The organism is Armatimonadota bacterium, assembly GCA_029907255.1.
Taxonomy (GTDB): domain Bacteria; phylum Armatimonadota; class UBA5829; order DTJY01; family DTJY01; genus JAIMAU01.
The window spans coordinates 145,666-160,032 of the sequence record JARYMF010000003.1 but is presented as its reverse complement, the minus strand read 5'-3'; the positions used below and the strand labels follow the sequence as shown (position 1 = coordinate 160,032).

12 protein-coding genes are annotated in these 14,367 nt (G+C 43.5%); 1 reads left to right on the top strand and 11 read right to left on the bottom strand.

The genetic code is table 11. The features are described from left to right. Positions 1-65: 65 nt before the first annotated feature. A complete protein-coding gene (locus QHH26_03415; protein MDH7481012.1) occupies positions 66-1,382 on the top strand; it encodes a sigma-70 family RNA polymerase sigma factor in 1,317 nt (438 codons plus the stop codon). 18 nt (positions 1,383-1,400) lie between these two features. Here QHH26_03415 and QHH26_03410 read toward each other — a convergent pair whose 3' ends face one another. The 11 genes from QHH26_03410 to QHH26_03360 form a co-directional block, all read right to left on the bottom strand. Continuing rightward, a complete protein-coding gene (locus QHH26_03410) occupies positions 1,401-1,583 on the bottom strand; it encodes a DUF951 domain-containing protein (protein MDH7481011.1) in 183 nt (60 codons plus the stop codon). A 47-nt stretch (positions 1,584-1,630) separates the two neighbouring features. After that, on the bottom strand, positions 1,631-2,617 hold the full coding sequence (locus QHH26_03405) for an RluA family pseudouridine synthase (GenBank protein MDH7481010.1): 987 nt from the start codon (positions 2,615-2,617) through the stop codon (positions 1,631-1,633). Positions 2,618-2,623: 6 nt separating this feature from the next. Beyond that, the gene (gene lgt, locus QHH26_03400; GenBank protein ID MDH7481009.1) at positions 2,624-3,448 is read right to left on the bottom strand and encodes a prolipoprotein diacylglyceryl transferase; all 825 of its coding nucleotides are present in this window, start codon (positions 3,446-3,448) and stop codon (positions 2,624-2,626) included. A 20-nt stretch (positions 3,449-3,468) separates the two neighbouring features. Next, positions 3,469-3,933 carry a signal peptidase II gene (gene lspA, locus QHH26_03395; protein ID MDH7481008.1) on the bottom strand — a complete coding sequence of 155 codons (465 nt, stop codon included), beginning with the start codon at positions 3,931-3,933 and terminating at the stop codon, positions 3,469-3,471. Further along, on the bottom strand, positions 3,930-4,304 hold the full coding sequence (locus QHH26_03390) for a TraR/DksA C4-type zinc finger protein (protein MDH7481007.1): 375 nt from the start codon (positions 4,302-4,304) through the stop codon (positions 3,930-3,932). Before QHH26_03390 ends, lspA begins: the two co-directional genes overlap by 4 nt. Before the next feature lie 86 nt (positions 4,305-4,390). Then, on the bottom strand, positions 4,391-7,150 hold the full coding sequence (ileS, locus tag QHH26_03385) for an isoleucine--tRNA ligase (GenBank protein MDH7481006.1): 2,760 nt from the start codon (positions 7,148-7,150) through the stop codon (positions 4,391-4,393). Then, entirely contained in the window at positions 7,140-8,003 is an 864-nt protein-coding gene (gene rfbD / locus QHH26_03380; protein ID MDH7481005.1) for a dTDP-4-dehydrorhamnose reductase, read from the bottom strand. Before rfbD ends, ileS begins: the two co-directional genes overlap by 11 nt. Before the next feature lie 38 nt (positions 8,004-8,041). Further along, complete coding sequence (locus QHH26_03375) at positions 8,042-8,932, bottom strand: hypothetical protein (GenBank protein ID MDH7481004.1); 891 nt, start codon at positions 8,930-8,932, stop codon at positions 8,042-8,044. Positions 8,933-9,120: 188 nt separating this feature from the next. Beyond that, complete coding sequence (locus QHH26_03370) at positions 9,121-10,176, bottom strand: response regulator (GenBank protein ID MDH7481003.1); 1,056 nt, start codon at positions 10,174-10,176, stop codon at positions 9,121-9,123. 248 nt (positions 10,177-10,424) lie between these two features. After that, the gene (locus QHH26_03365) at positions 10,425-11,627 is read right to left on the bottom strand and encodes a sigma-54 dependent transcriptional regulator (protein MDH7481002.1); all 1,203 of its coding nucleotides are present in this window, start codon (positions 11,625-11,627) and stop codon (positions 10,425-10,427) included. Between the two features lie 29 nt (positions 11,628-11,656). After that, positions 11,657-14,350, bottom strand: a complete 2,694-nt coding sequence (locus QHH26_03360) for a GAF domain-containing protein (GenBank protein MDH7481001.1) — start codon at positions 14,348-14,350, stop codon at positions 11,657-11,659. Positions 14,351-14,367: the final 17 nt, after the last annotated feature.

Below are 14,367 nucleotides of genomic sequence, written 5' to 3'. Positions count from 1 at the left end.
ACGCAGATTCTTTGTAAAAATAGGCAATTTCATAATGCTTTAAAAATTTCGGAAGTACTATGAAAATGGCGAAAATCATGGCTACCAACAGATTAACAGACGAGCAAATTAATAAACTATTAGCAAAGTACGCTGCTACCAAGGACATAAGAATACGAGACAAAGTTGTCCTCCAGTACAAGAACCTGGTCGAGAGCATTGCACGCAGGTTCTCGGGGTCAGGGGAGCCCCTTGAAGATCTGATACAGGAGGGCTACATCGGCTTAATCACAGCCACCGACCTCTATGATGCCAAAAAGGGAGTAAAGTTCTCGACCTATGCCACACATTTCATAATTGGCCAAATCAAGCATGCGCTTCGAGATAGAGGGAAGATAATAAAGGAACCGGCCTGGCTTCAGGAACTGAATCATAAGATGGCGCGGGTAATTGATTCTCTTTACCAAGAGCTTGGCCGCCAGCCTACCGAAGCAGAAATAGGTCGTGTTATGCATCTTCCTGAGGAAAGCGTCGCGGAGCTCCTCACGACACGAGAAATATTCAAAGTTGCATCGCTTGATAATGACCGGGATGAGGAATCTGGTGCTTCGGTAGATGTAGAAAAGGTAAAAGATGAGGACTTTACGACTTTTCAACTTCCGGTTGAAGATAGAGTTGTATTGGGAATGGCAATGAACAAGCTCAAACTAATCGAACAGAAGGTCATTCAGGAATTCTTCTACAATGGCTTGAGCCAAACTGAGATTGCGAAAAAGCTTGGCATATCATGCAATTACGTTTCGCATATTCTTCGCAATGGAACTCGAAAGCTAAAGCGAATACTGACTACGGAAGAGATTAAGGAAATGCAAATGCAATTGCAACTAGCTGGTCGTCGGCAGGAAAGCCCAGAGGAAAGTGCTATCACCGATGCTGTTACTGGAGTATATACAAAGAGTTATATGGAACAACGACTTGCAGAGGAAGTTATCCGGTCAGCTCGAAACAAGTCGAAGCTAAGCTTTGCGCTTCTTGCAGTAAGAGACCTTGACAAATATGGGGAGCTTGCAGGAAGCATGCATCGTGATGATGCGTTATACAGCATTGCCCGCATCATTGCTGATAATGTTAGAAAATGCGACATAATTGGCCGAATGGATGATAAGGTCTTCGGGCTAATAATGCCTTATACTGGCGAGCAGGCAAGCCAAGTTTGTGAGCGGGTAAGTAATGCGATAAAGATGGTGAAATTTGATATCCATCGGACGCGCGGTTCTATGACGTTTGATGTAGAATTTGGCACTGCTATTTATCCAGATGAGGCTGCAAGCGCTGAGGAACTTATTGATTTTGCTTGGGTTGCACTTGAAACCTCTCAGAAAAAATTAGCTAAAGCTGCTTAGCTAGCCTAGTTAATAATCTTAACCTGGGCGAAGGGTTTTAACACGACGTTCAAATTCCTCACGCGGTAGCATCACTCGTCTGCCGCATTTTAGGCATTTCATCCCGATATCCACACCAATGCGCGTAACTAGCCACTCCATGCTCCCGCAAGGGTGCGGCTTCCGCATATGCGCAATGTCCCCTACTCTAACTTGTATCATTGCTAATCACGAAAGTTCCAAGATATGTTTAGCAATAAAAGCTACCTTTATTCGCGTTCCTTGATGGTTGATATATTCTTCCTAAGATATTCAATCAGACTTTGCATTGCAACTGGCATCTCAGACGTAAATTCAAGGCGCTTGTTTGTCTTGGGATGGTCAAAGCTTAAATAATGTGCATGAAGAGCTTGTCCCTGCAGACCGTCAATCATTCTATTTACGCATGAAATGAACTCCTTCGAGCCCGACTGAACACGTCGTTTGCCTGAGTATACGGGATCACCAACAACTGGATGCCCAATGTATGCTGAATGAACTCTAACTTGGTGAGTTCGCCCTGTTCGGAGACTTGCTTCAACAAGCGCAAACAATCCAAAACGCTCCAAGACATGAAAGTCTGTTATCGCAATGCGCGATCTGAGGGTTAAGGATTCAATTACTGCCATCTTTTTTCTATCAACCGGGTGGCGTCCAATTGGAGCATCAACTACCGCGTTTTCGAATTTTGGATCGCCCCAAACGAGAGCAAGATACTTTCTTATTGCTGTACGAGCTTGAATCTGCTTTTGCAAGCTGTGATATGCCATATCATTCTTGGCAACAACCATAAGGCCGGAAGTATCTTTGTCTAGCCTATGTACTATTCCAGGGCGTTCCACTCCTCCGATTTGCGAGAGGCCTTTGCAGTGCGCAAGAAGTGCATTTACTAGCGTGCCCTCTTCACGTCCAGGTGCAGGGTGTGTAACCATTCCTTTAGGTTTATTTACAACTATTATGTCGGAGTCTTCATAGATGATATCAATTGGGATTTCTTCTGCTTTTATTTTTGCAGGCTTGGGTGGTGGAAGTGAGTAAGCTACTACATCGCCAGCTCGTACTTTGCGGGCAGGCCGCGTTGGTAATCCATTTAAAGTAACGCGGCCTTCGGAAATAAGGCGCTCAAATGCAGACCTTGTAATTGACGGCTCATGAAGTGCAAGAAAGACATCTAGTCGCAATCCCGCGTCTTCTGGAGATACAATAAGTTCCGGCAACGGAGATTAACCTCCATTTCGGATTTTCGCTTTTTGATTTTTGGGTTTTGGCTGCTTTACTTTTAATGCTAGAATAGGAATAGTTATAACAAGAATAATAAGGCTTACCCATTGAGCCTGGGTTAAACCAGCAAGCCAAACTTGAGCAGTGACACCGCGCCTCAGGAATTCAATTAAAAAGCGGTAGCCTGAATACATAGCCAGATAACTTGAAAATACTTGGCCATTAAATTTCCGATTTTTCTCGATTGCTATGAGAAATGCAAAAATAACAAGATTCATTATTGCTGCATAAATTTGTGTTGGGTGGCTCGGCGGAGTTAAGCCGTCGGACGCTGGTCCTACGTGAAATTGCAGACCCCAGGGGAGCTTTGTTGGTATACCATAGCAACAACCATTTAGAAGACATCCAATTCTTGTAATGGCATAGCCGAGCGCAAGAGCCGGCGAAAACAAATCAGCTACCGCGAGAAAATTGAGCTTTTTCCGCCTAGTGTAAATGAAGGTCGAAATAATCCCACCAACAAGGCCTCCATGGAACGACAATCCGCGTAAACCACCGGAAGGTGAAAATATCCCGCTCCATAGACTAGTTATCTCCGATGGATTGCTTAAATAATATCGAACATCCAGTAAAATAGATGAAAGATGTGCGGAAATTATGCCTACAATTAACCCATAGAGAGCAATGTCAACAACATGCTCAGACTTAATGCTGGTTTTTTTGGACGCTCTAATAGTCCAAAAAAGGCCAACTACAAGAGCCAGCCAGAGCATAAGGCCATAGGAGCGTATGGGTATTGGGCCGATTTGAAAAAGGACTGAACGCAATGGTAATTCTCCGTTGGCTGTTAAGACGCACTGCGTGCGTAAAATTTCTCGCCGAAAATTACGTAGCACAAAAGCAAGACAACGCCAATTACAATTGCGGCATCTGCGAAATTAAATACAGGCCATACTTGAAAGTTGATGAAATCTAAAACATAACCTAAGCGTATTCTATCTATTAAGTTTCCAACTGCCCCGCCAAGTTGCAAAGCCAGCGCAATCCATGCAATTCGTGGTAATGCAATGTCTCGACGGCTAGCAACGAGGATGGCAATAATTGCTATGGCGGTTAGAAAAGTTATAATTCCTCCATATGCTTGAAAAATGCCAAATGCGCCACCTGGGTTGCGAGTTGGCTCAATAAGCACAATGCCGTCTATTATTGGAATTGAATTACCAAGCCGAAGACGGCTGGAAACAAGCATCTTTGTAGATTGGTCTATAAACGCCACTGTAAGCGCTATTGCATAAAATAATCTTCTTGTCACTGACCCTCTATAATATCTTGGCACTCTACGCAGTAGATAGCATATGGGATTATCTCCAGGCGACCTTCAGCAATCCTTCTACCACACCGGTCACATATTCCATAAGTGCCGCGATCAAGCTTGCCCAATGCCTCATCAATTTTCCCGAGTATATCCCTGTAATTATCTAAAAGAGCAATATCTTTTTCCTTTTCAAATGTATCAGAACCTGCATCTGCAGGGTGATTGTCATAATCTGCGAGCTCCGAATGCCCAATTTCAGTGTCATAATAGCCTATATCACGTTCAATTTCTTCTATTTCCTTGCGAATCCGCTCACGCTCTTCGATAAGTCTTTTTCTGTATTTTTCATTATCAATAGATTTTTGCATTTATTTCCCCCTTCATAAATACGGAGAATGGACCACAAAAAACACCACGGTTTCGAAAAATCCTTCCTCCGCTAGATCAATGCAATTTAGTATACCCTTGTGACAACCTCAGCACAACGAGCGCAAAGCGTTGGATGGATAGGATGCTCCCCTACTCCTGGGACTACTAACCAACATCGCTCACACTTTTTACCTGGCGCTGGACTTACTTGGATTTCCAACTTCTTATTTTTAGATTGTTCGACCTTCACTTGTGAAACGATAAAAATCGAAGGAAGCTGGTCCACATAGCCAACTAGAAAGTCATAAAGTTCAGGAGGTGCGGCTATGGTTACAGCAGCCTCAAGAGGCTTTACTATCACGCCAGCCGTCCGCGCTTCCTCGATAGCTTTGAAGACCTGGTCGCGTATGTCAAGAAGTTTCTCCCAACGTCTAGCAAGGTCCTCGCTCACATACCGCTCGTTAACCATTGGGAATTCTTCCAAATGTACGCTAATTTCCTTCTTTCCTGGCATAAATTTCCAAACTTCCTCAGCTGTATGGCTCAAAATTGGAGCCATCATGCGTACCATTGAGGATAGTATAATATAAAATACTGTTTGTGCCGACCTCCTCTCAACGGATTTCGGTGATGACGTATAAAGCCTGTCCTTCAACACATCAAGATAAAATGAGCTTAAATCAACTGCAGCAAAATTGCGTACTGAATGATATACGCGATGGAATTCATAAGATTCATAAGCTGCCGTTACTTCACGAATAAGACATTGAAGCCGATGAAGTGCCCACCTGTCAATCTCTAATAATTCTGAATCAGCTACTTTGTCAGATGCAGGGTTAAAATCGTATAGATTGGCAAGAAGAAAGCGAAAAGTATTTCGAATTCTGCGATATTCATCACTTACACGCTTGAGAATTTCTTTTCCGAGTCTTACGTCCTCGAAATAATTCGTTGAAGAGACCCAAAGGCGGAGCACATCTGCACCGTTTTGGCTTGTGATTTCCTCAGGTGCAATCACATTGCCCAGCGACTTGTGCATTGTACGGCCATGTTCATCAAGCATCCATCCATTTGTTACACATTCACGGAACGGCGATATGCCTTTTGTCGAAATGCCTATTACAAGCGATTTGTTAAACCACCCCCGATGTTGGTCGGAACCCTCAAGATACATATCTGCCGGATAGTGAAGTTCAGGGCGAGTTTCGAGAACTGCACGGCATGACGATCCTGAGTCAAACCAAACATCTAAGATGTCGGTTTCCTTATAGAATGACGTCCCACCGCAGGTCGGGCAATGAAAACCATTTGGGAGAATTTCGGACGGCTCTTTTGTAAACCAAGCGTCTGACCCATTGGTTTTTACTAACTCATAAACGGCCTCCAAAGATTCCTGGGTCATTATTTCTTTCCCACAAGACGCACAGTAAAAGACAGGAATTCCTACACCCCATGCGCGTTGCCTAGAAATACACCAATCAGGCGAATTTTCAATCATTGCTGTGATGCGGTTAATACTCTCTGCAGGGAACCACTTTATTGTTTCTATGGAGTCAATAATCTTATTGCGAAGGTTATTGTGTTCTAGGTTAAGAAACCACTGCACTGTAGTGCGGAATATTACTGGCTTGCGACAGCGCCAGCAATGGGGGTAACTATGTTCAACCTCCGAGTGAGCTAAAAGGTGTCCTCTTTGCTCAAGTTCTTCTATAATTTTCCGATTTCCCTCCTCGATGGTTAAGCCAGCGAATATGCCAGCTTCTTCCGTAAAGCGGCCAGCATCATCAACTGGATTTAACACTGGAAGGCCGTATTCTCGTCCGGTGTCAAAATCTTCACGCCCATGTCCTGGTGCAATGTGAACTATCCCTGTTCCCTCCGTTAACGTGACATAATCGGCAAGTACAACAATAGAGTCTCTGCCGAAGATTGGGTGTGCAAAGACAGTGCCCTCTAGTTCTGTTCCTTTTGCAAAGCTAATTATTTGATAATCTTGGAATCCAATTGCTGCGGAAACTCTCTCAAGGAGATTCTCGCAAAGTAAGTAGTAGTCTTCGCCTACGCGCACTATCACGTAGCTGTAATTTGGATGCACCGCTAAAGCAACGTTTGCAGGGATTGTCCAAGGGGTTGTTGTCCAAATCAAAGCAAAACAATGGTCTGCTGGAAGATTAGAAAATATACCGTTAAGGTCAGATTTAAGTGGAAAACGCACATAAATTGAGGGCGAAACATGCATTCGATATTCAATTTCTGCTTCCGCAAGAGCAGTTTCGCAATTGGTACACCAATAAATTGGTTTTAAATCTCGATATATGTACCCACCCAACGCCAATTCAGCAAAAACTTTCACGATTGTGGCTTCATATTCGGTAGACATTGTAAGGTATGGGTTTTTCCAATCAGCGCGGACCCCAAGTTGTATAAACTCCTCACGCTGAATATTAACCCACTCTGACGCATACTCTCGGCATCTTTGCCTAATTTCAAGGCGTTCTGGTTTTCTCCCTTGTTTTTTAAACTCTTTGAATACTTCAGCTTCAATCGGCATTCCATGGTTATCCCAACCTGGAACAAACGGGCATCGGTAGCCTGCCATTGTTTTGTACTTGATAACGATATCTTTTAGAATCTTATTGAGCGCATGGCCCATGTGAATGTGGCCGTTTGAATAAGGAGGCCCATCATGGAGTATGAAATCCCCCTTAGGTGCGGGCTTTTCCAACGATTTCTTGTAGATATTGCACATCTCCCAAAACTGGCGAATTTCTGGTTCGAGCTTTGGAAGATTAGCCCGCATCGGAAAATCGGTCTTTGGCAAGTTCAGTGTTTCACTATAATCCATTTGAAATCCGCTTTATGAAATCTTTGAGGGCTTCTTCCCAATGACGAAGGTCGTCCATTCCTTGCATCTCAAGCGCCCAGTGCTTCAGAACAGAATATTTCGGACGTTTTGTCGGACTTGGCCATTCGGAAGACTTAATCGGTTTAACTTCTACATCAGTAATACCCGCAAGTGCTAGCGTTGTTTTTGCAAATTCGAACCATGAACACAAACCCTTATTTGTAACATGATAAATGCCATAAAGTGGAGATTGAATAAGGTCCCTAATTTTAAGTGCTAAATCATATGTAAATGTAGGCGAGCCAATCTGGTCATCTACAACCGTCAGTTCTTTTCTAGTTTTCGCCAGGGTAAGCATAGTGCGTGGGAAATTTTTTCCTTTTTCGCCATATAGCCAGGCAGTCCTAATAATGTAATACTTTGAGCAGAGTGAGCTTACATACAATTCACCTGCATATTTCGATTTGCCATAATGACTTAAAGGATTTGGCGTGTCAAACTCATAATAAGGCTCGCCCTTTTCACCATCAAAGACAAAATCAGTACTTATATAAATAATCGGTATTTTGATAGCCTCGCATCCTGTAGCAACATTCCATGTGCCAAATGAGTTTATGCGATATGCTTTTTCTGGCTCTCGCTCGCACCCATCAACATCGGTATAAGCTGCAGAATGAATTACAAGGTCAGGATGCACCTTAAAGAGCAAATCTCTAACATTTTGGGTATCCGTTATGTCTAGCGGAATGAAATCGCCAACTATATCGGTCAGAATTAGTTCGTTTTCGCCTCCGAGGACCTTTTGAAGATCATTGCCAAGCATACCGGCAGCTCCGGTAATCAATATTCGCATAATTCTGTCCCACGCCTTTCGAAAATAACCACGTGTTTTTATTTACGAGGAATTATATTGAACAAAGGTGACATTCCAGCATCTGGCTGAATTGAGAAGCTTTTTTCAATGCCATACTGGCTACAAACTTTCCCTAGCTCTTCATCAGCTGCGCTCAATTTTTGGTCTATTCTGCTGCTTTTGCCTTGCATTTTCACTAGGGTTCCAACATCAGCCTTGCGCAGGAAATCCTGAATATCACCAACCGAAGAGATTACGTCTGCCAACATTTCGGAATACTTTGTGGCAAGATTGTGGCATGGTTCAGGCGGCTGAACTGAAACAAAAAATCTTGCCAGTTGTTGCCACTCTTTTGATAGTTCGCTCATCTCTCTTATTGCTTTCTGCTGGGGGTCTTCTTCATTTTTGTTTGATGTGTCAGTATCAGACCAACTTAGAACTTCTTTCAGGGGATCTAGTTGAATGTGAACCATCATGTTGATAAGTTCTGCTTCTTCTTTTTCCTTAAGTCCAACGCGAGCTTCCTCGACCTTCTTTAGGTGTTCAAGGTACGCCAGTACTTCTGGCGGAGGAGCGTTTTTTTCAGGGGTTTTTGCGCTAAGAGGTGGTTTCTCTACATCGGTTTTCAACACACCAGGTTGTTTTGCTTCAGGCAGTCCTGTTTGCTGTGTAACTGGCGGCTGTTTAACAGGAGGTGCTTCAGGGATTTGTGTTACTTTACCGCCTCTTTTCGCAAGAACCACAGCACCGAGTATAATGCCCGCTATGCAAATTGATGCAACAACTGCCCATATTGTTAGTTTTTTCTTTGGCATAGAAGCCGAGCCTGTGCTTTCAGGGCGTCTTAATGAGACGGGTGCTCCACAAGACGGACAAAACCTCGTACCGCCCTGAGTTGGTATTTCAGCTCCACACCTAGCACATTTCACCTTGGAATCCTCCTTGGTTATGGTTTCGAATCGAGTATATCATTGGCTGAGAATGTAGTCAAACAAGTCAATTCTAAGCGATATGGCGATAGAAAATATAGTACATTTTTGTTGCCTTGATGGGAATAACAAAACAGCCTAGCGTCTTAACGATCGCTAGGCTGTTTTTAGCTTAGCTGTTATTAAAGTCAAACGGTTACTTTTGACTCAGCCACTTGAGCAAGTGTATGTCGCACTTCATCGGCTATTTTTGTGAACTGGATGCCATATTCCCAGTCTTCATGGCTGTTCACAGATATTTTCTGCGCACGTGTAATTCTGCCGGTTCCCGTAAGCTCGCCTAAGCCAGGCACATTGGAAGCCCATATTCTTACCGTTGCTCCGTCGGGAAGTCTTTGGCGAGTTACTATCTTCAATCCACCAGCTCCAATATTCTCGGTATAAACCGTAAAAACAGGGCCTATTGTAGAATTTTCTTCGTTTTCTCCAGTTTTCTCAACCAGCGCCATCTCTACAGCAATTTTAGCAGCTATTCTCGCGTGCTTTCGTCGCTGAACGCGGTAGATTACCGAAGGCTTGCTTAGAACTATAAGCGGAAGATAATTCTCACGCTGGGCAAGAACTGTTGTCTCAAAGCTATAGAACGCATCTTCGCCGGCGAGTCCAATAGAAACCGGCGTGCCTGGGCTCAAAATAATATGGCTTCCTCCGCTTGTCGGACAAAGTATGGTCAATGTCCGGTCATCTTTATCTTCTATCCTGCTGTGATATTGCCCAACATACTCACCATCGTGGACTTCAACTAGCACCGGCTGATTTTTATTGAAGAATACTGTGCGCACGGACCCTGACCAATCTACTGATTTCTGGCCATTTCCATCGTCGAGCGTGGCTTTCACAAGGGCGGTGATGCTGTCCAAATCAAATGGTTTATTAATGCAGGCGGTGGCTCCCATTGATAGGGCACTGGCCATGGTGTCGTGATTTTCATAAGCTGTCATTATTATGATGGGAGTTTCCTTGTCATGTTTGCGAATTTCCCGCAGTGCGTTAAGGCCATCCATCTCTGGCATTCGCAAATCAAGGACGATAATGTCGAAATCTATTTCTCTAGCTTTTTCGACAGCCTGTACCCCATCATGAACCACGGTGACCGCATATCCTGCATTTTTCAGCTCTGCCTCGAGAATCTTGCAGAGATTGACCTCGTCGTCCGCGACCAGTATGTTGCGTTTTCTAATCATTTTCCCGAGCCCCCATTGCTAAACTTCCGACAGTTGGCCAGGCATTTTTGCTGTCGCGCACAATTGCCAAAGATTGGCTTCGTAAGTTTGTCTTATACCCTACTCCCAATTGATTTAACTGCATAAACTGTGCCATTGGTGTGCCATAGAAGTATTCGATGCCCAAATTTTTTAAAAAATTGGTAAACAAAAAGGGTCTTGTCGTACAAGACCCTTTTGCAGAATCCTAATAAATTGCATTCTTGCTGTTAAGACGTTTCAGCTGCTACCTGAATGCTCATGGGGAGTAGGTCTGGAGTTATTAAATCGGCACCTGGTTCTGTAAGTACGACTCCTCGCTCAATTGCGTTTTCTAATTCTCTAACGTTCCCTGGCCAATTATATTTCATGAAGAGATCCATAACTTGGGGACTCACGCCTTTAACTTCTTTATTGTTCGCTTTGTTATACTTATTAATAAAGAATTCAACGAGTTCAGGTATGTCCTCTCGCCGCTCTCTAAGAGGTGGAAGGAAGATTTGAATAACTTGGAGACGGTAGTAAAGGTCAGCGCGAAATTGCCCGTGCTCAACAAGTTCTTCTAAATTGCGGTTAGTCGCTGCAATTACCCGAACGTCTACTTTTATTGTTTTTGTGCCGCCAACTCGTTCGAATTCCCTTTCTTGCAAAACCCGAAGTAGCTTTACTTGCACAGATGGGGAAATCTCCGGAACTTCGTCAAGGAATAAAGTTCCTTGGTGGGCAAGTTCGAAACGACCAGCCTTTTGACCTATTGCTCCTGTGAATGCACCTTTTTCATGCCCAAAAAGCTCGCTTTCTAGCAATGTTTCAGGTAGAGCAGCGCATGATACCGCGATAAATGGTTTTGAGCTTCTTGGGCTGTTGTAATGTATTGCGCGAGCAATTAGCTCCTTACCCGTTCCACTTTCACCTCGGATTAACACAGTTGCATTACTATTTGCAACACGCTCTACGATTTTATAAACTTCCTGCATTTTCGTGCTGCTTCCAACAATATTGTCGAAACGATAGCGCGCTTTTAACTCTTGTTTTAGCTCAATGTTTTCGCCCAGAAGACGGCTACGTTCGTAAGCGTTTTTTACAATTAGTTTTATCTCATCCATGTCAAAGGGCTTTGTTATATAGTCAAAAGCCCCAAGCTTCATTGCATCAACAGCACTCTTGATTGTGCCGTGGGCTGTTATCATAACAACCGATAAATTGGGATTTAGCTCTTTTGCCGCTTTGAGAACCTCAATGCCATTAAGGTCAGGCATTATGAGGTCACAAAGCATAACAGACAACCCTGGCTCCGTTGCAATTATGTCGAGGGCTTTTTTGCCATTCTCGGCAGTAAATACTTGGTATTTTTCTTTTGTAAAAACAGCATCGAGCACACGTCTGATATTCGGCTCGTCGTCAACAATTAGTATTGACTTATTGTTTTCCATACCGTTCCTTCCTATTAATGATGGGTTCTTTACGTGGGAATCTCCCGATGATGACTGCGTCTTAATAACTCTGCTTCCTCTCTTTGTGTTATAGTATCAACCTCCGAAGACAAAATTCTAGCTCTATCGCTCCTTATAGGCAAGGTTATCTCGAAAGTTGTTCCTTTTCCTACTTCGCTCTGCACCCGTACCGTACCGCCATGATTTTCTACGATTTTGCGCACTATCGAAAGTCCCAAGCCTGTTCCCTTTGTTTTCGTTGTAAAGAATGGAACGAAAATTTTATCAATTTTATCGCTTGGTATTCCAATGCCTGTGTCTGTTATGATGACTCGAACTGCATTGTCTGCTTGGGCTGTGTCCACATACAAGTTTCCGCCATCTGGCATTGCCTGAAGAGAATTCAAAATGATGTTGCGCAATACCTGTTCAAGCTGCTTGTCATCTGCCCAAATTCTTGGCAGGTTGTAGTTGAAGTTTTGGCGAACGTGAACATTTTGCTTTGTGATTTCAAGTTGCATGAACTGAAGAGTGCGAAATACAACATCGTTCACATCTGTTTCCTTCAAATTCAACTTCGTTGGTCTAGCAAAGTCTAAGAATTCGGTTGTAATCTTGCTCAAAACATTGACTTCATCGATTATAATATCAAGAAATTCCTTTATGGCTGAATGATCCTCGTATTCTTTTCGCAAGAATTGCGCGGCGCCCTTTATAGAGCTTAAAGGATTCCGGAGCTCATGGGCAATCGTTGCAGCTAGCTGGCCTACTGCTGCAAGCTCCGAAATGCGCCGCATTTCGTTTTCCATTTCGATTTCTTTTGTTACATCTTCGAATATTAGAACAAGCCCAAGGACTTCGCCAGTATGATCACGTAGCTGGGTGATATTCATATTAATATAGATAACTTCTGCATCTCCCTGGGTTGGATGATATTCCAGTTTGTGCCCAAGGTATCCATGCCCCGAACGAAATACATTCTTAATAATAGAAAGCGTTCGTTCCTTATCGGTTTCCGAAATACCTATATTGTTTACGATCTCTGCAAAGTGTTTCCCAATCACTTGATTTGCGGGTATATCCACGATCTCTTCAGCTGCTTTGTTCCATGTTAATACTCTACCGTCGCTATCTAGTGTTACAACTCCTGCAGCAATACTTCGAAGAATGTTGTCAGTATAGTTTGCAAGAGCACTTGACGTCTCTAGCTCTTTATATAAAGCAGCTGCTTGAGAAGCGATAATCGAAAGTATCCGAACACTTTCCTCAGTATAAAGATTTGGCGCATGACTACCGATGTTTAGCACGCCAACCACTTCGTCTTGGACAATTAATGGAATTGACATGAGTGATTTTACTATTCCTGAAAAGACAGCTGGCTTATTAAAACGGTTGTCCTTGCTTATATCTGGAGCAACAATAGCTTTCCTTTCGCTGATTGTCCACTTGCTTAAGGGCGCCTTTTCAAGTGGAACTTCTGTTTCTGAAGGCTTGATATCAATACCTCTCCAAGCCTGAAGGGTCATTGTTTTCTTTTCATAATCAATCGTTGATATATAACCCTGGTCATACCAAACTATATCGCGAACTATGTCAAGAATCGAATCCAAAGCTTCTTTTAGGTTTGCAGCGGTGCTTATGCGCTCTGAAAGTTGGTACAACGCGGTTAGCTCAAGCGCTTTCTGTTCAATCTGCTCTTTATATCTAGTGGTATTTTTAATGATTGTTGCAGCCTGCGAGGAGATTATTGAAAGTAAGCGAACTTTTTGTTTCTCGATTTGCTTATCTTTTTTATTACAAAGCAAAAGTAAGCCTATTACATTGCCCTCTGCAATTAGCGGTATGGCTATAATCCTTGCGAACGAGCGTTTTAGCACGTCTGCCAGTCGGTATAAACTCGTTGGCCATCGGTTCTTGTTTTTGGTCAAAATGGTTTTTGGCTCACGCAAACCATGCATCCATGCAATGAAACCTTCGTCTATTGTCTCTGCTATGGTATTTTGTATTTTGGCAGCTACACCAGATGCTGCTTGGATTCTGACCCCATGCCTACGCTCGTGTAAAAGTACCATCGCAGACGAACCGTCAATCATCTGCGTTGCAAGACGGGCTAGCGAATGCGCCGCATTTTCAACGCTGTATGCACCACTTAACTCTTTACTTGCTTCGTGCAGAACGGAAAGCTCCTGCACCCTGTCTTTTAGGCTGGCGTAAAGATGGGAGTTTGATATTGCGAGGGCTGCTTGGCTTGCAAAAACGCTAAACAGCTTGACATCTTCTTCGGTGAACATTTTAGCTGGCGAAATTCGCCGGATGCTTAGCACCCCTAGTATATTTGAGCCCTCATCTCTTAGTGGCACGCATATTGAAGAGGCAATTTCCGGCCGTGGTACAACGTCCGTATTGATAAACCTAGGGTCATTTTGAAGATTAGTCAGTAGCATAGGCTCGCCTGTCAACGCAACTCTGCCAGCAACGCCTTCTCCAATTGCAACCCGAGTTTCTTCAACTATTTGCTCAGACAAGCCATAGCTCGCTTTGATGACCAGCTCGTCTTTATTTGGGTCTTTAAGCATCAACGAGCATGCCTGTGCATCCATAACGTCAGCGGCCTTCTCCGTTATGAGCTTCAGAAGCTCGTCTATAGAGAGGTTATTGATGGCTTGACTAATCTCGTAAATTGCGGAAACTTCTTGAATGCGCTTTTGTGCCGGGTCAGACATTGTTTTTTTCCTTGGGG